The sequence below is a fragment of the Streptomyces sp. NPDC086766 genome, from assembly GCF_044746005.1.
Taxonomy (GTDB): Bacteria; Actinomycetota; Actinomycetes; order Streptomycetales; family Streptomycetaceae; genus Streptomyces.
In genome coordinates this window covers 1-23246 of sequence record NZ_JBIVBI010000034.1, presented here as the reverse complement: position 1 = coordinate 23246, position 23246 = coordinate 1, and the positions used below count along the sequence as shown (strand labels likewise).

The window sequence follows — 23246 nt, the reverse complement described above, 5'->3', positions numbered from 1 at the left end:
CGCTGAAACAGCTCCCACAACTCGTCTGGAACCACGCGCTCGACCATCACCACACAGTGCAGACTACCCAGTACGCCAAATGAGACGACGTCTTACTGTGAGCGACCACCCTGTCAGTCGTCGCGGAGACGGGCATGCAAGTGCATGTCGTGCCAGCCGTCGGCGTGTAGGCCCTCCCGGCGCTTGGTGCCCTCGTATGCGAAGCCAGCTCGAGCGGCGACCTGACAGGACGGGGCGTTGGCCGTCGAGTGCGTCAGCTCGATGCGGTGCAGGCCGATCTCGGTAAAGAACCATTGGCTAACGGCGTCCAGGGCCCGCGGCGCTATCCGCCGGCCGCGGGCCCTCGGGAGCACCCAGTACGCCGCCTTACCCATCCCCCTGGCCAGATAAAGCCGGTGGAACGCCACCCGCCCGAGCGGTTCACCGTGCTCGACGATCGCCCAGTCTGCGCCGATCTCTGCCATCCACCGCTCGGATCGTGCAGCAATCCAGGCTGACGCGTCGGCATCGGTCATGGACCGGACGTGCCAGCGTCGGATGGCTTCGTCCTCGTATGCCTCCACCAGTTGATGCGCGTCATCGACCTGCCATGGGCGCAGGGTCAGTTCGCCGATGGTCAGCCGCGGCTGCTGGTACGAGGCCAAGCGTCCTGATGGAACAACCGGTGGCAGTAAGGCCATGAGCTGAATCATTCCCACGCATCTCACGGAACACGCACGACCTCCCCACGCCGCTGGCCACTTGGCGCTAGAGGCCGGGATCCTTCACACCTCGACACGGGACTACACAGGCTGTGACGCGCGTTTTCCCAGGTCAGCGAATTCCGTCGGTTGCCCGGTGGGGGGAGCAGCACCCACAAGAAGGGACACCACTGATGGGCCTGGGGCCATCCCCGCGGGTGCGGGGAGCAGGGCGCCCACGAAGGTCCTGCACCGTCTGTCGAGGGACCATCCCCGCGGGCGCGGGGAGCAGGCCTCCGCCGGGGGAATCCTGCTCTATGCCGGGGGATCATCCCCGCGGGTGCGGGGAGCAGGTCCTTGGGTACGCGCTTTGCGCGCACGGGGAGGGACCATCCCCGCGGGTGCGGGGAGCAGGCCTCATACTCCCCGGGCCCGTAGTCCTCAGGGGGACCATCCCCGCGGGTGCGGGAGCAGACCAATCTCCACGCCGTGTGCATCGCCTGCCAGGGACGGCGGCCTTACCTTTCCCGGCCCGAACAGGCAGTAAGCGGGGTGGCCGGGGCAGTGTGTCGAGCGGTGCCGACCAACGGCGCGTCTAGCGTGATGGGTTAATGGCTTGCGACTTGAACTGCCATACCGCGTGCTCCAGTCCGCCGGGTTCATGTCCGAGGGCGGCGGCGGTCTCCTCGTACACGGCTTGCAACTCCTCGTACGGAAGGCCCGTGACACCGGCATCCGCAGCGAAGGCCCTCAGATGTACGTCCACGGCCACTTGCGATCGACCGACGAGGTTGCCGATGTAGTCGACGCTCTTGGGTCCCACCCCCTTGACCGCACGGAGGGCGGCGCGATGGTCCTGGTGGTCGAGCCATGCGTGGAGGTCGTCGCGGGTATCGACGTCTTCGGCAACGAGCAGATCGGTGATGGCGTGGGCTGTCGCGACCCTTCTGGGGCTTTTGAAGTTCATGGCTATGGCGAGGTCTTCCGTGACGAGCCGTGCCTGGAAGCCGCGGACCGTTGCGGCGTCTGGCCATGCGGATTGGAGCTGAAGAAGCCGCGGCCGGATGGTCGACTTGTACTTGCGGCGCGCATGGAAGCTGGCGTCGCAGATGACGGCGCCCATGTGCGTCCAGCCACGAGGCAGGTGGAACGGGCCGTCGCCGATGACATTCCGCACGTGAGCAGCGAGCCGCTGAACGGGGCTAAGACGCCATTTCAGTTGGTGTGATCTTGCGGCAGTCTGGGGCGATGACTGCTGGGCTTGTCGAACGGATGGCGCCGGAAGATCTGTGGGAGCTGTTCCAGCGGGTGGTCCCGCCGGCACCGGAACGCCCGCAGGGCGGAGGAGCTCGTCGGAGAGGGAACCGTGAGGTGCTGGCCGCGATCATCTTCGTGGCCACCTCGGGGTGCACCTGGAACCAGCTGCCACCGGGTTTCGGACTGTCGGGAGTGACCGCCTTCCGCCGGTTCACAGAATGGACCGAGGCCAGGGTGTGGGCCAAGCTTCACCGCCTGGTCCTGGACGAACTCGGTTCCCGCGGCGAGCTGGACTGGTCGCGCTGCGCGATCGACTCCGTCAGCGTCCGGGCCCTCAAAGGGGGCAGCTGACGGGACCGAATCCGACCGACCGTGGCAAAGCCGGATCGAAAATCCACCTCATCGTTGACCGCCGCGGCCTGCCCCTGTCGATCGGCATCTCCGCCGCGAACCTCCACGACAGCCAGGCCCTCGTCCCGCTGGTCCGCGGCATCCCACCCATCCGCTCACGCCGCGGCCCCCGACGCCGACGGCCCGGAAAGCTGCACGGAGACAAGGGCTACGACTATCAGCACCTACGACGGTGGCTGTCCTCCCGCGGCATTCGGCACCGCATCGCCCGCAAGGGCATCGAGTCCTCCCAACGGCTGGGCCGGCACCGCTGGGTCGTGGAACGAACCGTGTCCTGGTTGTCCGGCTGTCGACGCCTCCACCGCCGCTACGAGCGGAAGCCGGAACACTTCCTCGCCTTCACTGCCATCGCCGCGACACTCATATGTCACCGCAAGCTCACCAACTGAAATAACGTCTAAGGGTGGCCATGGACCAATGATGGTGCTCCGGTCGGACAATCGGGTTAGGAGCGTGGAAAGTGTCGAGCGTTTGGGCGGAGCAAGCGGCGCTGCTGGTGGGGAGTTCCGACCGCCGCCGCAGGGGGCATGCCGCTCCACGCGATGTCAGCATAGGGACCAACGGTCACGCTACTGGGACAGGGACCATCCCCGCGGGTGCGGGGAGCAGCCCCCCAGGCTGCGCCCCCTGGTGGGTGTGTTGGGACCATCCCCGCGGGTGCGGGGAGCAGTCCAGCACCCGGCCGCCCTTCTCCGCATTGCAGGGACCATCCCCGCGGGTGCGGGGAGCAGGGAGCTGCCGTGGCACGCGGAGTGCTTCCTGCGGGACCATCCCCGCGGGTGCGGGGAGCAGGCCGCGAGCCGGGACGAACGGCTTCGTGGTGCGGGGACCATCCCCGCGGGTGCGGGGAGCAGGCATGGCGGACCGGCATCAAGGGCGCCACCTCGGGACCATCCCCGCGGGTGCGGGGAGCAGTCCGGCACCGGTTCGTAGATCGTCGCCCACGTGGGACCATCCCCGCGGGTGCGGGGAGCAGACCGGCACGCGGAGCAGGAACCGGAAGTTGCCGGGACCATCCCCGCGGGTGCGGGGAGCAGATGACCTTGAGGAAGTCCCGCAGCCGGGCCGGGGGACCATCCCCGCGGGTGCGGGGAGCAGGACGTCACCCAATTGGTTGCCTTAGGCGACTAGGGACCATCCCCGCGGGTGCGGGGAGCAGTACACCGGACTCGGCCCGGACGGCCGCCCCGCGGGACCATCCCCGCGGGTGCGGGGAGCAGAACCAGCGGCCCCGCGTCCACCCCCTGCGCTGGGGACCATCCCCGCGGGTGCGGGGAGCAGCTGACCCGGGTCAACCTGCCGCTGCTGGCGTCGGGACCATCCCCGCGGGTGCGGGGAGCAGGGCTGTGGCGTGCCGAGCAACAGCGCGGACGAGGGACCATCCCCGCGGGTGCGGGGAGCAGCTTCCAGCAGGAGCAGCGGGCTATGTCGCGGTGTTCGCGGCGGGGGACCATCCCCGCGGGTGCGGGGAGCAGGACTGGCGCCCCAAGCCCCCGGAACTCTCCCCGGGACCATCCCCGCGGGTGCGGGGAGCAGACTGCGTGGCCTGCAGGTTTATGGCGCAGGTGCCGTGGTTTTCATGAGTTTCAAGGAGTCCGGCAAAAGTTCCATTTCGGGCCCGGGTCCTGACTGTCGGTCGGAGAGTCAACTTTAGGTCGTGTCTGTGTCGGCGTGTGCGGCGTGGTCTGGGCTGGCAAGTAGACCCTCCCCGCTTTCTCCATATTGGCTTCATGGTTCATCTACCTCCTGTATGTATCTGGCATGACAGGCGAGGGGGACGACCTGGTGGGGCTTCGCGCCCGGTTGGGCGGGCCGGCGTTGAGTGTGTGGGCCAAGCACGAGCGTGATGCGGACGGGTGGCTGCCGTTGTGGCGGCATATGGAGGACAGTGCCGCCGTGGCCGGGCGGTTGTGGGACGAGTGGCTGCCGCTGTCCGTGCGCAGGTTGATCGCCGGTGCGCTGCCTGATGGACAGATGGATGCGCGTCGGCTGGTGGTGTGGCTGGCCGGTGTGCACGACATCGGGAAGGCGACGCCAGCGTTCGCTTGCCAGGTGGAGCAGCTGGCGCAGGTCATGCGTGGCCACGGACTGGAGATGCGGTCGCGGCAGGCGATGGGCGCGGACCGGCGGCTTGCACCGCATGGGCTGGCCGGGCAGGTGCTGCTGGGGGAGTGGCTTCAGGAACGGAACGGCTGGACGCTCAAGCAGACGGGGCAGTTCACGGTGGTGGTGGGTGGGCATCACGGGGTACCGCCCGAGCACGGCCAGATCCAGGCACTCGATGGTCACCTTGATCTGCTGCGCACCCACGGCAGCCGGGCGGTGTGGAAACAGGTGCAGGAGGAGTTCCTCGACGCCTGCGCGGACGAGTTCGGTGTCCGGGAGTGCTTGGGTGCCTGGCGGGCGGTGAAGCTTTCACAGCCGGTGCAGGTGCTGCTTTCTGCGCTGGTCATCGTCTCGGACTGGATTGCCAGCAATCCCGACTTGTTTCCCTACTTTCCTGAGGATGTTCCCCGCACGGGTGGTGAGCGCGTCGCGGCTGCCTGGCGTGGACTGGGTCTGCCCGGCCCGTGGCAAGCGGACGAGCCGGTCGGGGATGTGCCCGAGTTGTTCGTGTCCCGGTTCGACCTTCCGCCGGGGGCGCAGGTCCGGCCGGTGCAGGAGGCGGCTGTCGAACTGGCCTGGGGGATGGACGAGCCGGGGCTGATGGTGATCGAGGCGCCGATGGGGGAGGGGAAGACCGAGGCTGCGCTCGCCGCCGCGGAGATCCTCGCCGCGCGATCGGGGGCGGGCGGGGTGTTCTTCGCGTTGCCGACGATGGCCACCGGCAATGCGATGTTCCCCCGTCTGCTGCGCTGGCTCGACCGCCTGCCCGCCCCCGGAGGCACCCGCTATTCGGTGCTGCTCGCCCACTCCAAGGCTGCTCTCAACGACGACTTCGCCGACCTGATGGGCACGAGCCGGCGGATCGCCGCGGTCGACGTGGACGGATCCCAGGAGTGTGAGTGGCGGCCGTCGAGCCGTAACCGGAGCGCTGCCGCCGAACTCGTCGCTCACGCGTGGCTGCGGGGGCGGAAGAAAGCCATGCTGTCGTCCTTCGTTGCGGGCACCGTCGATCAGCTGCTGTTCGCCGGCTTGAAAAGCCGGCACCTGGCGTTGCGTCATCTCGCGATCGCCGGGAAGGTCGTCGTCATCGACGAGGCACACGCCTACGACACCTACATGAGCGTCTATCTCGACCGGGTGCTGTCGTGGCTGGGCGCCTACCGGGTGCCGGTGGTGGTGCTGTCTGCGACGCTGCCGGCCGGCCGGCGAAGAGAGCTGGCCCAGGCGTACGCGGGGAAGGCCACCGGGGAGGCCGCGGCCTCGTTCGAGACGCTTGCCCAGGCCGGTGACTATCCGCTGTTGACGGCGGTCGCGCCCGGTGGCGCGCCCCTCATGCGGTGCCCTTCGGCCTCGACTCGCGGTACGGACGTCGAACTGGAGCGGCTGGAGGACGACGTGGACGTTCTCGCCGACCGGCTGGAGAAGGAACTCGCTTCAGGCGGCTGCGTCCTCGTCGTACGCAACACGGTGCGCCGTGTCCTTGAAGCAGCGGCCGCGCTGCGCAAGCGGTTCGGGGACGCGAACGTCACCGTCGCCCACTCGTGTTTCATCGACATCGACCGTGCCGCCAAGGACGCAGGCCTCCTCAAACGCTTCGGGCCTCCCGGCAAGGACGTCGACCGGCCCGAGAAGGCGCACATCGTCGTCGCCAGCCAGGTCGCCGAGCAGTCCCTCGACGTCGACTTCGACCTGCTGGTCACCGACCTCGCCCCGGTCGACCTCCTGCTGCAGCGCATGGGACGCCTGCACCGGCACCTGCGCGGCGGCAAGGAACAAACCGACCGGCCCAAGCGGCTACGCCAGGCACGCTGCCTGGTCACCGGCGTCGACTGGAGCGCCCCCGTGCCCGCGCCGGTGCGTGGCTCGCTGGCTGTGTACGGGGCGTATCCGCTGCTGCGTGCCGCTGCCGCCCTGCTACCGCACCTCGACGGTGGCCGCGAGCATCCCGTGAGGCTGCCGGCGGACATCAGTCCTCTGGTTCAGCACGCCTACGCCGACGGGTTGGACAGCCCGGTCTGCTGGTCGGAGGCGCTCGAGGCCGCCCGCGCTCGCCACGAGGAGCATCGCGCGGACCAGGCCGAGCGGGCCGCGACGTTCCGGCTGGATGCCGCCGCCCGTCCCGGCCGGCCGCTGTTCGGCTGGGTCGCAGCGGGTGTCGGTGACGCGGACGACACCCGCCAGGGCCAAGCGCAGGTACGCGACAGCCGCGAGAGCCTGGAAGTCATCGTCGTTCAACGGCGGGCCGACGCGACGCTGGCCACGGTGCCGTGGCTGGCACCCGACCGCAAGGGCCGCCCCCGCGCAGGACTGCCACTGCCCACGGACCAAACACCGACCGCGTTCGCGGCCCGCACCGCGGCAAGCTGCGGGCTGCGGCTGCCGATCCAGTTCAGCTACGCCGACGTCATGGACCAGGCGATCGCCGAACTCGAAGAACTGTATGTGCCCGCCTGGCAGACCAAGGACAGCCCCTGGCTCGCCGGCCAGCTCATCCTTGCTCTCGACGAGGACTGTCAGACCCACCTGGCAGGCTTCTGCCTCCGTTACAGCCCTAGCGACGGCCTTGAGGTGACCCATGCCTGACAACGAATTAAGCGGCCGCGGTGTGCTGTCGTTCGATCTGACCGACCGGCCGTGGATCCCCGTGCTCAGACGGGATGGCAGCCAGGGCGAGTTGTCGCTGCGGGAGGTGTTCGAGCAGGCGCATGATCTGCGGCGCATCGTCGGTGACCTGCCCACGCAGGAGTTCGCCCTGGTCCGTCTGCTGCTCGCGGTCGCGCACGATGCCCTCGATGGGCCGCAGGACACCGACGCGTGGGCGGAGTTGTGGGCGGACGAGAGCTGCTTCGCGCCGGTCGGGGCGTATCTCGGGGAGCACCGGGGACGGTTCGACCTGCTGGATCCCGAGGTGCCGTTCTTCCAGACGGCGGGCCTGCGCACGGCGAAGGATGAGGTGTTCTCCCTCAACCGGATCGTGGCCGACGTCCCCAACGGAGAGCCGTTCTTCACCGCTCGCATGCCCACCGTCGAGCGGCTCACGTTCGCCGAGGCAGCCCGCTGGATTGTCCACGCGCACGCCTACGACACCTCCGGCATCAAGACCGGTGTGGAGGGCGACAAGCGCGCCAAGGGAGGCAGGGTCTACCCGCTCGGCGTCGGCTGGGCCGGGAACCTCGGTGGCGTGTTCGTCGAAGGCTCCACCCTGCGCGAGACGCTGCTTTTGAACCTGGTGGCCGCCGACACCTCCAACCTTCAGATCGACGAGGCGGACGCGCCGGCATGGCGCAGGGATCCGTGCGGCCCGGGCGGCGCGGAGCGCGCCCCGACCGGGGTGCGCGACCTGTACACCTGGCAGACGCGGCGCCTGCGGCTCCACTTCGACGACAGCGGCGTGCACGGCGTCGTCCTCGGCTACGGCGACCCGCTCACCGCCCGCGACCGTCAGCACCGGGAGCCGATGACCGCCTGGCGGCGCAGTATCACGCAGGAGAAGAAACTGGGCCGGTCACCCGTCTACCTGCCGCGCGAGCATGCTCCCGAGCGTTCCGCCTGGCGCGGGATCGCCTCACTGGTCGCCGCCCAGCCGGCCCCCGCGGCCGGATCGGAGCCGCCTGCCGTGCTACGACCGGGAATCTTGGAATGGGTGGCCCGCTTGGTGACGGAGGGAGAGCTGGAGAGTGGCTTCCTCGTCCGGGCCCGGATCATCGGCGCCCGCTACGGAACCCAGCAGTCGGTGATCGACGAGATCGTCGACGACCACGTGGCCATGGCCGTGGTCCTGCTCCACCAGCAGGACCGGCGCTACGCCGAGCAGGCTGTTGCGGCCGTCAGCGATGCCGACCTCGCGGTCAACGCGCTCGGTGACCTCGCCACCAACCTGGCCCGCGCGGCCGGCACCGAGACCGAGGGGCCCCGCTCCAGCGCCCGCGATCTCGCCTACGGTCTCCTCGAGGCCCCGTACCGCACCTGGCTGGCACACCTTGCCGACACCGACGACCCGTACGTGCAGCGCACCGACTGGCAGCAGCAGGTGTACGGGATGGTCGGCCGGCTCGGCGAGAGGCTGATGGCTGCGGCCGGGGACGCGGCCTGGCAGGGCCGGATCGTCCAGCTCAAGCACGGCACGGAGTGGCTCAACTCCGCGCTCGCCGGCAAGTGGTTCCGCGCCGCTTTGCACCGAGGGCTGGGGCGCCCTGACTCCTTTGACCTGCCGCCGGATGCGGACGCAAGCCCGGCGCCCGAGACCACCGTGAAGGCACCCGCATGACCACCGTCACCGCAACCGTCTCCCCGCGCGACCGGGTCGCCCGACTCGCCGCCGCCCACATCGCCGCCCTCCAACGGGGCTACCTCGCCGACCAGTCCCAGGCGGTCGCGGCGCTCGCCCGGCTCAGGCGCGGCGCCGGCCGCCAGGCCGGACAGCTGCCCGACCTGTGGACCCTGATCGACACCGGCCCCCTGCACGAAACACCGGACGGGGCCCGGCCGCTGAGCGAGAGCGAACTGATCCGGGCCGAGGACGCCCTGCACGTCGCACTCACCCTCTACGCGCTGCACCAGCAGTCCCGCCGCACCGGCATGCACCAGCCCGACCGGCGTGACCACCGCCGGGGCCTGGGCGCCGCTGTGCGCCGCATGATGAAACCCGGCGAGATCGACGAACCCGTGCACAAGCGCCTGGTCCGGGCAGGCACCGCCCCCGACCTGGCCACCCTCGCCCAGCGGCTGCGCGACCTCGTCGTCCTGCTGCGCCGCGAGGACATCGAACTCGACTACGGCCTGCTCGCCGGCCAGCTCTACACCTTCCAGTGGCCCGGCGGCGCGGACACCGTCCGCAGGGAGTGGGGCCGCTCCTTCCATGCCTGGCACCCCAAGCCCGCCGACACCGAGCCGCACTCCGGCACCGGCCCCGCGGCCGGCACCGATACCCGCACCCCGGACTTCGACAAGGACGCCTCGTGAACCGCATCTTCCTCGACGTGCACGCCCTGCAGACCGTCCCGCCCAGCAACCTCAACCGCGACGACACCGGCGCGCCGAAGACTGCGGTGTACGGGGGAGTGCCGCGCGCCCGCGTCTCCAGCCAGGCCTGGAAGCGGGCCACCCGCACCTACTTCAAGGACGAGCACCTGCTGGACGCGAGCGAGCTCGGCGTACGGACCAAGAAGATCGTGGAGGCGGTCGCCGACCGCATCACCAACCTCGACGCCTCGCTCGACGGGGAGACGGCACTGCAGCTCGCCGACGAGATTGTGAAGGCGGCCGGATTCAAGACGGAAATCCCTAAGCGCAAGGCGGCTGCGGCCAAGGACGGTGAGCCGGAACCGGCACCGCAGTCCAAGTACCTGGTGTTCCTCAGCTCCCGCCAACTTGACGGCTTGGCCCGCCTCGCAGTCGAAGGCGCCGCCGACATCACCGCCTTTCTGAAGGGCAAGGAGAACAAGGGCCGGGCGAAGCAGATCGCGGACACCCTGCACTCCGTCGACATCGCCCTGTTCGGCCGCATGGTCGCCGACGACGCCGACATCAACGTCGACGCTGCCGTCCAGGTCGCCCACGCCCTCAGCGTCCACCGCGTGGACAACGAGTCCGACTACTACACCGCCGTCGACGACGAGAACACCGACGCAGAGACCGGCGCCGGCATGATCGGCACCGTCGACTTCAACTCCGCCACCCTCTACCGCTACGCCGCCCTCGGCGTGCACCAGCTCGCCGCCAACCTCGGCCAGGGCCTGCGCGACGACGAGCCCCGCACCGATCCGGTCCGCCGGGCCGTGGAGGCCTTCGTCCACGGCTTCGTCGCGTCCCTGCCCACCGGGAAGATCAACACTTTCGGGCATCACACGCTGCCCGACGCCGTGATCGTCAAGCTGCGCACCACCCGGCCTGTCAGCTTCGTCGCCGCCTTCGAGGACCCGGTGCGCGGTGAGACGGGCGGCTACGTCCGTGAGGCGTCCGAGCGCCTGGCCGAGTACATCCCCGACATCGAGCGCGCCTACGGCGACGACGACTCCACCCTCACCTGGGTCCTGCGCGTCGGCCCCAACACGCTCAAACTGGCCGGGATCGGCACCGAGTCGGAGAACCTTGGCGAACTCGTCGCCGCCGTCGGGAGCGCTGTCGCCGAGCGCCTGGAGAAGCCCGCATGAGCGTGCTGACCCTCCGGCTCGCGGGCCCCCTGCAGTCCTGGGGGGCTTCCGCCCGCTTCACCCGGCGCACCACCGAGTCCGCCCCCACCAAGAGCGGCGTGATCGGCATGCTCGCTGCCGCGGCCGGCATCGAACGCGGCGACGACACCCGCCTGCAGCCGCTGGCCGCGCTGCGGTTCGGCGTCCGCATCGACCAGCCCGGCACCCGGGTACGGGACTTCCAGACCGCCCACCACGCCGTCACCGGCAAATCCATGCCGCTGTCCGAACGCTTCTACCTCGCCGACGCCGTCTTCGTCGCCGCACTCGAAGGCGACCACCCGCTCCTCGCCGACCTGCACGCAGCACTACGGGCCCCGGTCTACGCGCCGTTCCTCGGCCGCCGCTCCTGCCCGCCCTCCCTCCCCATCGAGCTCCACCTCCACGAGCACGGAAACCTGCAGGACGCGCTGCGCGAGGAACCGTGGCAGGCCTCACCCTGGTACCGCACGCAGTACCGCGGCCACAACGAGGTCGAACTGACCGTGCTGCGCGAGGCGGACGAGCACGAGCAGAACATTGCGGACACCCTGCGCGACCAGCCACTCAGCTTCGCCGCCGAACACCGGCGCCACACCCTGCGCACCCAGGTCAGCTCCCGCGTGCGCATCCCCAATCCGTCCGCCCGGCACCTGCCCCGGCATGACCCCTTCGACGTCCTGGACGAAGAGAGCGCCTGATGTTCCTCACCCGTTTCCGCGTGAACACCGCGCGCCCCCAGGCCCGCCGCCTGCTGTCCTCGCCGCAGGCCATGCACGCGGCCGTCATGTCGTCCTTCCCGGCGCTGCTGCCCACCGACACCCCTCCACCCGACGGGCCGCGCGTGCTGTGGCGCCTGGACCACACCGCGCGGGCCGAGGTCGTCCTCTACATTGTCAGCCCCCACCAGCCCGACCTGACCCACCTCGTCGAGCAGGCCGGATGGCCCGCAGCAGCAGCCAGTAACCCCACCTCCCCAGGCTGGGAAAGCCGCCCCTACGGCCCCTTCCTCGACCGGCTCGCCACCGGGGGCTGGTGGGCGTTCCGGCTGACCGCCAACCCCGTCCACTCCATCCGCCGCAAGGACGACGAGCCGACCAAACGCACCGCGCACCTCACCGCCGTCCACCAGATGGGCTGGCTCCTGGACCGCCAGGAACGCTGCGGCTTCCGCATCACAGAAAAACCGGACGACAGGCGCCTCCTGCCGCACGGCACCACCCACACCCGGCAACCCCACCACGGCGACCGCTACCACCTCACCGTCCACGACAAGCGGGCCCTCACCTTCGACAAGTCCCGCAACCCCAACGCCCCGGCCGGCCGGCGCAACACGCCGGTCAGCCTGGTCACCGTCACCTTCGACGGCCTGCTCGAGATCACCGACCCCGACCTGATGCGCCGCACCCTGACCCAAGGCATCGGCAAGGCCAAGGCCTACGGATGCGGCCTGCTCACCCTCGCACCCGCCGCCCGCTAGACCATGACCACGATCTCCCGCCGCCCCGCATCCAGCCCACGCCAGCTCACCCGCACCAGCCAGCGGCTGTCCTTCATCTACCTCGAGCGCTGCACCGTGCACCGCGACGCCAACGCCATCACCGCCGAGGACGCCGACGGCACGCCCCACATCCCGTCGGCAACCATCGGCACCCTCCTCCTCGGACCCGGCACCCGCATCACCCACCAGGCCATGAGCGTCCTCGGCGAAACCGGCGCCACCGTCTGCTGGGTGGGCGAACAAGGCGTGCGCTACTACGCCGGCGGCCGCGCCCTGACCCGCTCCTCCGCCCTGGCCGAAGCGCAAGCCGTGCAATGGGCCAACACGCGCAGCCGGCTCGCCGTCGCCCGCGCCATGTACCGCCTGCGCTTCCCCGACGAAGACCCCGCCGCCCTCACCCGCCAGGAACTCCTCGGCCGCGAAGGCCGGCGCGTCAAGGACTGCTACCGCGCCCAGTCAGCCCGCACCGGCGTCCCCTGGCGCGGCCGCCGCTACACCCCCGGCGACTTCACCAGCGGCGACCCGGTCAACCAGGCCATCACCGCCGCCGCCCAGTGCATGTACGGCATCGCCCACGCCGTCGTGACCTCTCTCGGCTGCAGCCCGGCCCTCGGATTCATCCACTCCGGCCACGAACTGTCCTTCGTCCTCGACATCGCCGACCTGTACAAGACCGAGATCGGCATCCCCGTCGCCTTCGACGTCGCCGCACAGGACGAAGAAGACACCGGCCCGCGCACCCGCCGGGCGCTACGCGACCGCATCAACGAAACCTCCCTGCTCGACCGCTGCGTGAACGACATCAAACGGCTCCTACTGCCCCACGCACCCCCAGCCACGACCGAAGACGAAGACCACGACGTCGTCAGGCTCCACACCGACCGTGGCCACGAAGTCGCCGCAGGCCGCAACTACGCAGGAGGAACCGAAGACCAGCACGACGAGTACGAGGGATCCGACGAGGAGATGACCTGGTGACCGTCATCGTCCTCACCAACTGCCCTGCCGGGCTGCGGGGCTTCCTCACCCGCTGGCTGCTCGAAATCTCCGCCGGCGTCTTCATCGGCAATCCGTCCGCACGCATCCGCGACCTTCTGTGGGACGAGGTACGCCAGTACGCCGACCAGGGCCGCGCCCTCCTCGCCCACACCACCGACAACGAGCAGGGCTTCACCTTCCGCACCCACGACCACGCCTGGCACCCGGTCGACCACGAGGGTCTGACCCTGATCCGCCGCCCGAGCCCCCAGAGCGCAGCCGGGCCGCCCCAGCCGAAGAAAGGCTGGAGCAACGCGTCCAAACGGCGCAAGTACGGAAGCCGCTGAAGTCGGTATGGGTGAATTGCCGGAATCCGTGAAAGTAAGTCATTACCGCCTGCTGCCGTGACAAAGCCGCAGGTCGTGAAGTGTGCTCCCCGCGCCCGCGGGGATGGTCCCTCCCCCGCGGCACACACGCCTGGGACGGCGTAGTGCTCCCCGCGCCCGCGGGGATGGTCCCGAAGGCCGCCTGCCGGTGGGCCGGGCAGCGGTGTGCTCCCCGCGCCCGCGGGGATGGTCCCTCGATCTCTGCCATTGGGCGTGGTTTCCTTGTGTGCTCCCCGCGCCCGCGGGGATGGTCCCTATCTGATGGGTTGGGCCGACCGGATCACCCCGTGCTCCCCGCGCCCGCGGGGATGGTCCGACGGCCTCGCGGGGTGGTTCACGCCGGCCGACGTGCTCCCCGCGCCCGCGGGGATGGTCCCTGGGCCGCCCTGGTCGGCGGCGGGTACCCGGCGTGCTCCCCGCGCCCGCGGGGATGGTCCCCGCGCGTGCTGCGCGGCCTGCCACTCCTGCATGTGCTCCCCGCGCCCGCGGGGATGGTCCCACACACGTCATGAGGGCCAGGTAGGCCATGTGGTGCTCCCCGCGCCCGCGGGGATGGTCCCGACGTCTTGTCGATCGTCCTCTTCCACCACTCGTGCTCCCCGCGCCCGCGGGGATGGTCCCGATAGTTGCTGCCCGCACAAGAGGACCCCGCAGTGCTCCCCGCGCCCGCGGGGATGGTCCCCGCGGCCGCCGCTCGCGCATCAGCTGCAGCGTGTGCTCCCCGCGCCCGCGGGGATGGTCCCACCTCCGACAACGTGCACCCCACCGACTCCGGGTGCTCCCCGCGCCCGCGGGGATGGTCCCGTCGCAGCGCGCTGGCTGATGGGCGAGGCCGTCGTGCTCCCCGCGCCCGCGGGGATGGTCCCGCGGGACGCACGGCGATCACGGTGAGGACCGTGTGCTCCCCGCGCCCGCGGGGATGGTCCCCGGCACGGTCTGCTGTACTGCGTCGTCCAGGCGTGCTCCCCGCGCCCGCGGGGATGGTCCCTAGGTAACTAAGAAGGAAGAGGGGATAGAAAGGTGCTCCCCGCGCCCGCGGGGATGGTCCCCAAATGCCGGTCCCGGCACGGCGTATCCACTCGTGCTCCCCGCGCCCGCGGGGATGGTCCCGGCGGGCCGCCCGTCATCGCTGGCGTCACCAGGTGCTCCCCGCGCCCGCGGGGATGGTCCCTCCCGAAGGGGGCCCCCGTGCGGGAAGTCGGGGTGCTCCCCGCGCCCGCGGGGATGGTCCCCCGGAGTCGATCGGCTCGAACTCGACATGAGCGTGCTCCCCGCGCCCGCGGGGATGGTCCCACGACCGTGACGAGTGCCAGATAGGCCATGTGGTGCTCCCCGCGCCCGCGGGGATGGTCCCCAGATCATCCTCGCGGTGGGCCGCAAGGGGTCGTGCTCCCCGCGCCCGCGGGGATGGTCCCGCGGGACACGTTGGGAAGGCCGGGGGACAGATGTGCTCCCCGCGCCCGCGGGGATGGTCCCAGCGCCTCGAAGCTGTTCTGGTAGCCGACCGCGTGCTCCCCGCGCCCGCGGGGATGGTCCCTGCACCAGCTCGATCTGCCGCTGCTCCGGCGAGTGCTCCCCGCGCCCGCGGGGATGGTCCCCAGTTGACCACGGCGTGATAGGCGGCCTTGGCGTGCTCCCCGCGCCCGCGGGGATGGTCCCCTGCAATGGGACCTCGACGACGCCGGCGAGGCGTGCTCCCCGCGCCCGCGGGGATGGTCCCGTGACGTCGGAACGGTCGGACACCTCGACCTGGGGCTCCCCGCGCCTGCGGGAGGGTCCAGGTCCGCCGGAATTCATGGGTGACGCCTCGACACGCGACCCGGCGACTGCTGCTGGGCCTGATGGTCGGTTGATGGGCGGCCCCTTGACCAGGGCGCGGGTAGGGGGCCGCCCAGGCCCTGCCGTCCTGTCGCGCAGCAGGGCATTACGACGTTAGAGCGCGGTTCCCCTCATGGTCGTGCTCGGTGAGGCGTCCGGGTGAGTCGCTCCGCCACTCGTGCCACGCCCCGACGCTACGACCAGGACATACAGGACACAGGTGGCGCGGCTTCGACGGAGTCCAGTTGCGCGTCGCGCAGGGCGGGCAGCGCATTGATCTGGTGTGGCTGGTCCTGTGTTGGGAGCCTGCCCGCTTCGCTGTGTGCCTGCGTGTCTAGCGCGGAGTGCGGTTGTTACGCACTTTCGGGTGAGGGCCCGGCCGTGGTTGGGGTGGCGCGGCTTGGCGGGCAGGGTCTGCAAGTCAGTGGGGGCAAGGGCCGTTGCCTGAAGGGTCCGTCAATTTAGTGCATTCGCCGCGTAGATGGGCGTTGCAGGCGAGAGTCACAGAAATGTGGATGACGTGTAACGCGGTTCACGTCTTCTCCGCGTGCCTGGCCCGCGGTGGACAAGGTGTGGGTGCGCGGTCGGCCGGCCGCGCATTCACACATCGCACACCCCGCCTGTGGCTCTCGGTGGCCTGTCTGCCGGGGTGTGCCCGCACCATGCAGGGGGATTCCCGTGACCGTATCTGTAACCGCCCGTCGTCTGACCGCTGCTGCGCTGACCTGCGCGGCGATCACCGCAGCGATCGCCGTGCCCGCTTCCGCCGCTGAGCACCGTGCGCCGCGGTCGGCTGTGGAGATCAGCCGGGTGCAGTACGACTCCCCGGGCCGTGACGATCGCTCCAACCGTTCCCTGAACGCGGAGTGGGTGGAGGTCACCAACACCACCCGCCGGGCGGTGAACCTTAACGGCTGGATGCTGTCCGACCGTGACGGCCACACCTACACCTTCCACCACTACCGCCTGGACGGACGTTCCACCGTGCGGGTGCACACCGGCATCGGCCGCGACGCCCGCCACGACGTCTACCAGGACCGCCGCGCTTACGTGTGGAACAACGACTCCGACACCGCCACCCTGCGCAACCACCACAGCCGGTACGTCGACTCGCTCTCCTGGGGCGCCCGCCGGCACCACTGACCCACCAGCCGCTGAGGCTCGACCCACGGCACCAGCGGCTCTCGAAAGCCGGCGACGCGCCACCCTCTCACTCGGATGGCGCGCCGTTCGGCGTGCGCGGCCCGACCGTCGCCGCCGCGTTCGCCACCCTGCTCCTGCCCACTGCCGCCCCCAGCGCCGCGGCCGCCGCGCAGCCCACGGCGCGGGAGCCGGGAGAGACCCTCAATCTGGTCCCTGCCTCCTTGGACGTGTGCCAGCACGCGGCGTACACCGAAGGCCGACGGCTAAGTGGACGGTGAGCGGCTCCTCCTAGCTGGCGCCGGGCGATCCGAGAGAGCGGCCCCGGGCCCTGGCCTGGTGAGGTAATGGCCCCCTCCCGCCCCATCCGCGCTCCACAATCACCGTGGATAGGCCGCCGGTCACCAGCGCGGTGAGACTGTCGATGAACCGGTCCTGGCGGCGCAGCTCGTCCTTCGTCTCGCGCTGGGGGAGAAGCCTCCGTTTCTTGGCGGACGTGCGGTCGCCGCGCGGGCCGTTAGCGGGCTCGCCCTCGGTCAGCGCTTGATGCGGCCACGGAAAGCGAGCAGACCGAGACCCAACAGCGCCGGCTCGGCGAGCCGGGACCCCATCTCGATGACGGTTCCTGCAGTGGTCAGGTCCTGCCCCGACGACCGGAAGATCACCGAGGTGACCACCACCCCCAGCGACTTCTGCAGCCGCGCGGCGGTCAGCCGGTCGGCGAACGGGCCGTCCGGGCTCTCCGGATCCGGGGTGGTGGTGACCATGTGGAACCGCTGCCCGGTCACCACGCCGGTGGAGGCCGGTTCGGGGTCGTGCACCGGCAGCCCCCACAGCATCATCAGCAGCACGGTGCCGGTCATCGCGGCCAGCAGCCAGCCGATGGCCCGCGAGGCGCGCAGCCCGTACCCGGACAGTGCCCAGTACGCGGTCAGGAGCCATCGCTCGCCAGGCGGTCGTTCGCCATCGTGGCGGCGCATCTCCATCTCGCCGTAGTAGAAATCGGCAGCGTCGGGCTCGTTCCCGCTGTCCTCGAAGGACTTGCGCAGCTTCCGGTAGACCGGGCCGATCTCGGTGGGACCGGGCACGTGGGGCTCGCGGGTGGCGCGGGCGTCGACGTACGCCCGGCCGCCTTCCGTGTGCACGGGACCGGTGGGGGCGAGGCGCTCGGCATCGGTGCTCTCGCCGGTCTGCGCCGATGTCTCCCGCGGTTCCTCCTCCAGGGGATCGGGGGCAGTGACCGACCACGGGCTGGTATCCGCAGACGAGGCCATCCAGCCGGTCGCGTCATTGTCCTCGCGCCAGTAGTGCTCCTCGGCCAGTGTCATCTGGCGCGGTGTCCAGCGGACGGGGACCCACCTGCGCCAGTGGATCCCTTCCGGTGCCGGGGCGAAGCGGCAGCCCTCCAGGCGCAACTGGTCCAGGTGGAAGGCGCCGATGAAGCGGCAGCCGGACAGGTCGACGTCCGACAGCATCAGGTGCGTCGCGTCCACCCCGGCCAGCGAGACCAGGCGCACCCCGGCGTCGCTCCCGGCCAATGCGGACTCGTCGACGAAGCTGTCAGGGCCGGCGAACGGCGAAGGCTGGGCACTGACACCGACCGGGTACTCGAGGGCCGCGCCGGTGAAGTCGACGGCGGCGTGACGCAGCCGCAGCGTGGCGGTGGCGGCCCAGCGCACCCGGCGGAAGTTGATGCGGCGGGCCGCCGCCTCCATGAACAGCGGCGCGTTGATCCGGGCGAACGAGAGGTCGAGCACCCCGTCGCACGCCAGCGGGCCCAGCGTGGTGATCTCCTCGAATACCGCCTCGTCGAACGCGGCGCCGCCGTGGAAGTTCACCTGGTCGAAGGTGGTGATACCTCCGAACACCGCACGGGAGAAGAAGACCGGTCCCGTGAAGGAGGCGGAGAATGTGGTACGACCGGAGAATCGGGTGCCCCGGAATTCCGTGACGCCGCCGAATCCGCCCTCGAACGTCACCTCGCCGTCGAAGACAGCCCCGTTGAAAACGACCTCCCCTGGAATGTGAAGGGCGAGCACGGCGCCACGGGGGAATTGAGCCTTGGTGAAGTCCGCCTTGACCAAGGAGACGCTGTCGATATACGGCGCGAAGAGCTGGGCAGACTTGAAGGAGGCGCTTTCGAACTCCGCCCCGGAGAAGCTGGTGTCGTAGAGTTCCGCTTTGTCGAACACCGCCCGGCCGGTGCAATGGGTGTCTTTGAGGCTGAGTCGGCCGATTGCTCCGCGGAAGTTGGCCCCGCCCTTGAAATGGGCGTGCCGGAAGGTCGCCATACAGTGGTCGGAAGAGTCCGCGCCGCTGAACTTCGCGTCGCTGAACACGGCTTCGCCTTCGAACACGGCCCCTCGGAAGACGGCGTCGTCAGCGAAGACCGCCGCGCCGAAGTTGGCCGTCTCGTCGAAGACTGCGTGGTTGAAGTCGGCGTTGCCCAGGTGCGGACGGCCGTCGCCGGGATCGCGCAGCACGTCCAGGAGACGGCCCAGGAGGTCGGCGGTGAAGTGCGTGCCCTGGTGCTCGATGGTTGAGCCGGGACCGATCCCGTTCAGGTACGCGTCCAACGCGTCGTCATCCAGGTGGGCCAGACAGCGCCCGGCTGGTTCGAGCGCGCGGCCTTCACAGTCGGACGGTCCGCCGGCGGCCGCGCAGTGCACCGCGTTGGAACTGAACAAGAGCTCATCGATCCACGGCGGGGCACTGTCGTGCAGGTCTCTTGGTGAGAAGGGCCGGCGGCCGGGTACCGGCGCGCCGGACGAATCCTCAGGGCCGAGGAACGGGTTGGTGGATGGTGCAGTCACACGCGGACGGTAACTGCGTTGCGCGGCGGATGATCACTCGGGTCCGGAGCGCGTGGCGCCGGTTGTCAGCTCAGCTGAGCCAGGACACCGGCCAAGGCGCTTTAGGCGTCGCGGACGCCCTCGCTCTTTTGGAGAGAAGAGCAACTGGGTGAGCACGCCGCGCTCCTGCACACCGCTGAAGACGACCCGAGCTGCGGGAGCTGCTCGGGTGGATCAGCGACCACTACGAGCAGCCGGAATGTCTCGCAGCCCCGGTGGACCAGGACGGGTCCACCGGCGCGGACTGAGTCAGCCGCCGCCGCGCCCCCGCCTCTTCCGTCCAGCGCCGACGGCCTGTGCGCCGGGCGCCTCACCTTCGCCCCCTCGGCGATCAGCCGCTGACGAAACCTGGGTTGAGGCAGACGACAGACCCCCTGCAGGGACCCAAGCGCACGCGCCGGCTTCCGACCGCAGGCTGGCTCTTGCCCGCGATCGGAACAGTATGCAGCCCACGCATCATCGGCCGGCGGAGTTCCCCACCCCCTCCACGCCCAACTCACTGTCGTCGTCCCCGTCTTCACAGCACTCAGCCGGTACACCGATGACCGGCACACCCGGTCCACCCTGATCCGTCGCGCCACTCCTGCCCCGGCACGCGTAATCGGCGACTTCCGACGAAGCTGCGTCACACATGCCTGCACCGACGTTCAGCACCTGCCAAACGTCGCCCCGGTTCTTCGGCCCGGCATCGTCTTGCTCGTTGCCCTCCTGCACCCACACGGATCGGCGGATTACCGAGCTGATCTCATCAGCGGTCAGCACGAAAGCCGCATGAAGCGAGAACAGAGCCTGCGGCAATCTTTCAAGAGCAGCCAACCGTGTTGGTCCATTGAGGACGTCCCAGAGAGAGCTGACCAGGTACTCCTCAGGCTTGATGGCGCGCTCCGCCAACGAAGCTCTCCAGTACTTCCGGAAGAGGCGTTCCCTGGCCTTGTTGCCTGTGCTGTTCGGTACACCGCCCTGCCGCCGCGCCCTGCTGCGGATCTGAGCGGCCTCCCTCTGCGCGTGCTCAAGGATCAGCTGGAGGGCCTGCCGCTGTTCCTTGGCCAGTATGTCGCGGGCACCACGCCGCGCCCGTTCAGCGGTCTCCGCGATCTCCGACCGGACACTCTCGGCCTCCTGCCGGGCCGCGGCCAGCAACTTTGCGGCCTTCCTGCGGTCCTTCTCGGTGTCCAGCACCATCTCCGCGCAGGCAGCCGCCGTCTTTTCAGCCTGCGTCCGCGCCTCGGCCAGGATGGCATCGGCATCGCGCCGGGCCTGCGCAAGGATCTGCCCCGCCTGTGCCCGGGCAGCCGCTGTCATCCTGGCGGACAGACCTTCCATGGCCGAGGCCCACGTCTGGTCACCCTTGGACCGCTGGTTGCCGTCGGCCGCGCGCACGGCAGCAGGCGACGGGATCGTCCCGCAGGACGCGGCGTCTGTAGCCGCGTGATCGCCGCTGAAGGCTGTCAGATCCGCGAATTCGTCGAGCGTCTGCCGCGCGCCGATCTCATCAAGAACCTGCGCGGCGCCGGGGATGTGGTGGCTGGCGGCCACCCGAAGCCACCGCCGTGCCGCCTCGTAGTCCCTGCGGTCGAGGTACTCCTGGCCCAGGGCGTAAGCCTCGTGCCCGAGCACCACTTCATCGGCCTGCGTCTGCAGCCGGGCCCGCTCGTCCGGGCTGTGGCTCTTCAAGCGCTTCATGACCGCGGCGAAGCCCTCCGCCTTCTCGGCGGCACTCAGCGTCGGCTCCGGCCGCATACCGTCCTCGTGCTCCTGGGCGGTCATCCGCTCACCTCCTTCGCCATCCCGGCGCTCTTGTAGGCGTCCATTCCTGGCGCCTGCCGCAGGGCCTCCCGCGCCTTCTTCAAGATCTTCTTCATGTTGTCGACGCCCGTGCCGAGCGCCTCGGCACACTCGGCGACCGACAGGTTGGCCACGTGCTTCAGCAGCAGGGCCTGCCGCTGCTGCTCGGTCAATGTGGCCAGCGCCTTGCCCAGGTCATGGCGCCGCTCCACGGCCGCGAATTCATCGTCGTCCGTCCCTCCGATGAGGTCCTCGAGATCACTCGGCTCGACCGTCAGCATCCGCCCCCGACGGCGCAGGTAGTCGTACAGACGCCATCTGGCGAGCTGATACAGCACCCCCACTGGCCGAGCGTGGTCCAAATGCTTCTGCCACCACGCGAAGAACTGAACGAAAATGTGTTCGGTCAACTCCCGGGCGCCGTCGTCCCAACTCGTCCTGCGTGCCACGAAGCCGAACAGCTTGTCGATATGCGCGTTGTAGAACTCGGCGAGTTCCGCCTCACCGAGCACCACAGGAGCGGCCCCAACCGCCCCGGGAGTCCTGACCACGCTACGGTCGGGCCCCACCACGCCTGGCTGATCCTGCAGGGTCACCGGCGTCGCCTCGCCGCGACCGTACGCCCGCGCACCGACGCCGCACCCCCGACGGGCGCCTCACGGCCGGCCGCACTACCCCAAGTAGTGCCCGTCAGTGACCAGGTGCCGGCCGCACTGCCGTGGTGCACCTGCACCTCACGGCCCCCCTCGGCGACCCCGCTCACCATCTCGGCCAGCAGTTCCTGCTCACGTTCCCGGCGGCGCTCCTGGGCCAGCTGCACCCGCCTCCACTCGCGCGCCCCGATGGCGACCACCGCGATCACAACCGCGCCCACCCCCTCAGGTACCAGCATCCACTGCACCCTTTCCACCGCCCCGTTCCTCGTCGAACTCGCCTGCCACCCTCTACATCGCGCGAGCAGACCAGAACGGGTACCGAATCCTTCAAGATTTTTTAGCCGGACTGTTCACCAGGCTCATCGCCCCCTCATCCGCCCGCCGCCTGCCCGGCGTTCTTCAGCTCGCGCAGGGTGCACAGCCGCCTCTCGCCGAAGCAGGCCGCTCCGGTGCCGTCGCCGGGGATGCGGAAGACGTCTGGGTTTTCCGCGAGTTGTTCCATCAGCACCTCATACAGGTACTCCAAGAGCGGCTCGAGGCAGACCGCCAGGCCCACGACGAGCTGCCCGGGGAGGGGCTGACGGCGATGACGTGGTCTAGGACCGGGAACATGCCAAGGCCGCCGATCCGCTGCCGCAGCGCGGCCAATCTGGCAGGAGTGGCGGCATCGACAGGACTGGACCGACAGCACCAGCCCGGACTATGCCGCCTACAACCTCAGCGATCGGCTTCAGCTCTCCGACGGGGACACCGCCCACACCAGCGCGGAGACCGCCGAGGTCCGGAGACCTACGCTGGACCTCGTGCCCAGCACGGGATTCCGTACCGACCATCAGTTGAGCAGCGGAGCCGAGAACCCGGGCGAGGCGGCCACGGTCAGGGCAATCCCGTCAGCGTCACGTCGGCAACCACCTCACTCGAAACCAGCCAACACGGCCTCACAGCACTTCCCATGACACTCAGTCAAGCCGCAAGTCGGCATACGGACGAACACCTTGCCGCATCTGCTCCAGACGAAGATCCCTCTCCCGCATCACCGAGCTGCGGCGTCTATCCGAGGGGCACAACAGCTAACTGTGCTCGGTGTCTTACGCCACCCGTGAGCCGATCGTGATGCGTGCGTCAGATCTTCATTCCGGTCTCGCGCGGTCGGACAGGGGAGGCGTGGCTTCTCGAAAACCCAAATAGTTTTTTTGCTTCCTAACACGGGCACCTGAGACCGAGTCACTCCACCTCCGGCGCCCCTGTTGTGTAGCCAGCCAAAAGGTGCCTCGCGGAGCGGGGCACCTTCCGAACGTGGTTGACCACGAGACCAGTTGAAGGACACTGGCTAGGTGAGGCGCGAAGGGGAGCAGATCGCGGAGCGATCGGATTCCCTTCGCGCCGACCCATCGTGCTCCACGGAGTGGAGCAACCTGGCCACGGAGTGGCCGGCAAGCCTGCGGAGCAGGCTGCTTTTCCCGCCGCGTAGCGGCGGCGCGTCGTGTCTGCGGAGCAGACCGCGCG

At 69.8% G+C, this 23246-nt stretch carries 17 protein-coding genes and 2 CRISPR repeat arrays; of the genes, 10 read left to right on the top strand and 7 right to left on the bottom strand.

Annotation, left to right across the window (positions count from 1 at the left end):
- Positions 1–113: 113 nt before the first annotated feature.
- Entirely contained in the window at positions 114–644 is a 531-nt protein-coding gene (locus ACIPM1_RS32505; RefSeq protein WP_402440768.1) for a GNAT family N-acetyltransferase, read from the bottom strand.
- Between the two features lie 631 nt (positions 645–1275).
- The gene (locus tag ACIPM1_RS32500; protein WP_402440766.1) at positions 1276–1857 is read right to left on the bottom strand and encodes a hypothetical protein; all 582 of its coding nucleotides are present in this window, start codon (positions 1855–1857) and stop codon (positions 1276–1278) included.
- Positions 1858–1928: 71 nt separating this feature from the next.
- Here ACIPM1_RS32500 and ACIPM1_RS32495 point away from each other — a divergent pair.
- The 10 genes from ACIPM1_RS32495 to ACIPM1_RS32450 all read left to right on the top strand — a co-directional run bounded on the left by ACIPM1_RS32495 (position 1929) and on the right by ACIPM1_RS32450 (position 16450).
- Positions 1929–2737, top strand: a protein-coding gene (locus tag ACIPM1_RS32495; protein WP_402440764.1) for an IS5 family transposase whose coding sequence is annotated in 2 segments (ribosomal slippage) — positions 1929–2276 and positions 2279–2737 — 807 coding nt in all. Because the reading frame shifts where the segments join, the coding sequence is not laid out codon by codon here.
- 191 nt (positions 2738–2928) lie between these two features.
- Positions 2929–3884: direct repeats of the CRISPR family, unit length 29 nt; unit sequence GGGACCATCCCCGCGGGTGCGGGGAGCAG.
- Between the two features lie 225 nt (positions 3885–4109).
- Positions 4110–7037: a CRISPR-associated helicase Cas3' gene (gene cas3, locus ACIPM1_RS32490; protein ID WP_402440762.1), complete on the top strand. Its 2928-nt coding sequence runs from the start codon at positions 4110–4112 to the stop codon at positions 7035–7037.
- Positions 7030–8721 carry a type I-E CRISPR-associated protein Cse1/CasA gene (casA, locus tag ACIPM1_RS32485; RefSeq protein WP_402440761.1) on the top strand — a complete coding sequence of 564 codons (1692 nt, stop codon included), beginning with the start codon at positions 7030–7032 and terminating at the stop codon, positions 8719–8721. Before cas3 ends, casA begins: the two co-directional genes overlap by 8 nt.
- On the top strand, positions 8718–9416 hold the full coding sequence (gene casB / locus ACIPM1_RS32480) for a type I-E CRISPR-associated protein Cse2/CasB (RefSeq protein ID WP_402440759.1): 699 nt from the start codon (positions 8718–8720) through the stop codon (positions 9414–9416). The genes casA and casB overlap by 4 nt, the downstream gene beginning before the upstream one ends.
- Positions 9413–10606 (top strand): type I-E CRISPR-associated protein Cas7/Cse4/CasC, encoded by a 1194-nt coding sequence (gene cas7e / locus ACIPM1_RS32475; RefSeq protein WP_402440757.1) that lies wholly within the window; start codon positions 9413–9415, stop codon positions 10604–10606. The genes casB and cas7e overlap by 4 nt, the downstream gene beginning before the upstream one ends.
- On the top strand, positions 10603–11325 hold the full coding sequence (cas5e, locus tag ACIPM1_RS32470) for a type I-E CRISPR-associated protein Cas5/CasD (RefSeq protein ID WP_402440755.1): 723 nt from the start codon (positions 10603–10605) through the stop codon (positions 11323–11325). Before cas7e ends, cas5e begins: the two co-directional genes overlap by 4 nt.
- Positions 11325–12104 carry a type I-E CRISPR-associated protein Cas6/Cse3/CasE gene (cas6e, locus tag ACIPM1_RS32465; RefSeq protein WP_402440753.1) on the top strand — a complete coding sequence of 260 codons (780 nt, stop codon included), beginning with the start codon at positions 11325–11327 and terminating at the stop codon, positions 12102–12104. Before cas5e ends, cas6e begins: the two co-directional genes overlap by 1 nt.
- A 3-nt stretch (positions 12105–12107) precedes the next feature.
- Positions 12108–13103 carry a type I-E CRISPR-associated endonuclease Cas1e gene (cas1e, locus tag ACIPM1_RS32460; protein WP_402440751.1) on the top strand — a complete coding sequence of 332 codons (996 nt, stop codon included), beginning with the start codon at positions 12108–12110 and terminating at the stop codon, positions 13101–13103.
- Positions 13100–13450, top strand: a complete 351-nt coding sequence (gene cas2e, locus ACIPM1_RS32455; RefSeq protein WP_402440749.1) for a type I-E CRISPR-associated endoribonuclease Cas2e — start codon at positions 13100–13102, stop codon at positions 13448–13450. The genes cas1e and cas2e overlap by 4 nt, the downstream gene beginning before the upstream one ends.
- A gap of 82 nt (positions 13451–13532) precedes the next feature.
- A CRISPR array of direct repeats spans positions 13533–15270; the repeat unit is 29 nt; unit sequence GTGCTCCCCGCGCCCGCGGGGATGGTCCC.
- 709 nt (positions 15271–15979) lie between these two features.
- Positions 15980–16450: a lamin tail domain-containing protein gene (locus tag ACIPM1_RS32450; RefSeq protein WP_402440770.1), complete on the top strand. Its 471-nt coding sequence runs from the start codon at positions 15980–15982 to the stop codon at positions 16448–16450.
- Positions 16451–16983: 533 nt separating this feature from the next.
- Here the strand turns inward: ACIPM1_RS32450 and ACIPM1_RS32445 are convergent.
- The 5 genes from ACIPM1_RS32445 to ACIPM1_RS32425 form a co-directional block, all read right to left on the bottom strand.
- A complete protein-coding gene (locus tag ACIPM1_RS32445; protein WP_402440747.1) occupies positions 16984–19260 on the bottom strand; it encodes a pentapeptide repeat-containing protein in 2277 nt (758 codons plus the stop codon).
- A 495-nt stretch (positions 19261–19755) separates the two neighbouring features.
- On the bottom strand, positions 19756–21066 hold the full coding sequence (locus ACIPM1_RS32440; RefSeq protein WP_402440745.1) for a hypothetical protein: 1311 nt from the start codon (positions 21064–21066) through the stop codon (positions 19756–19758).
- Positions 21063–21680 (bottom strand): RNA polymerase sigma factor, encoded by a 618-nt coding sequence (locus ACIPM1_RS32435; RefSeq protein WP_402440743.1) that lies wholly within the window; start codon positions 21678–21680, stop codon positions 21063–21065. The genes ACIPM1_RS32440 and ACIPM1_RS32435 overlap by 4 nt, the downstream gene beginning before the upstream one ends.
- The gene (locus ACIPM1_RS32430; protein ID WP_402440741.1) at positions 21677–21976 is read right to left on the bottom strand and encodes a hypothetical protein; all 300 of its coding nucleotides are present in this window, start codon (positions 21974–21976) and stop codon (positions 21677–21679) included. Before ACIPM1_RS32430 ends, ACIPM1_RS32435 begins: the two co-directional genes overlap by 4 nt.
- Positions 21977–22110: 134 nt before the next feature.
- A complete protein-coding gene (locus ACIPM1_RS32425) occupies positions 22111–22296 on the bottom strand; it encodes a hypothetical protein (protein WP_402440739.1) in 186 nt (61 codons plus the stop codon).
- Positions 22297–23246 lie beyond the last annotated feature (950 nt).

Coding starts and splice junctions, on each gene's coding strand:
- cas3 (WP_402440762.1), top strand. CDS start 4,110: ATGACAGGCGAGGGGGACGACCTGGTGGGGCTTCGCGCCCGGTTGGGC.
- casA (WP_402440761.1), top strand. CDS start 7,030: ATGCCTGACAACGAATTAAGCGGCCGCGGTGTGCTGTCGTTCGATCTG.
- casB (WP_402440759.1), top strand. CDS start 8,718: ATGACCACCGTCACCGCAACCGTCTCCCCGCGCGACCGGGTCGCCCGA.
- cas5e (WP_402440755.1), top strand. CDS start 10,603: ATGAGCGTGCTGACCCTCCGGCTCGCGGGCCCCCTGCAGTCCTGGGGG.
- cas6e (WP_402440753.1), top strand. CDS start 11,325: ATGTTCCTCACCCGTTTCCGCGTGAACACCGCGCGCCCCCAGGCCCGC.
- cas1e (WP_402440751.1), top strand. CDS start 12,108: ATGACCACGATCTCCCGCCGCCCCGCATCCAGCCCACGCCAGCTCACC.
- ACIPM1_RS32440 (WP_402440745.1), bottom strand. CDS start 21,066: ATGACCGCCCAGGAGCACGAGGACGGTATGCGGCCGGAGCCGACGCTG.
- ACIPM1_RS32430 (WP_402440741.1), bottom strand. CDS start 21,976: ATGCTGGTACCTGAGGGGGTGGGCGCGGTTGTGATCGCGGTGGTCGCC.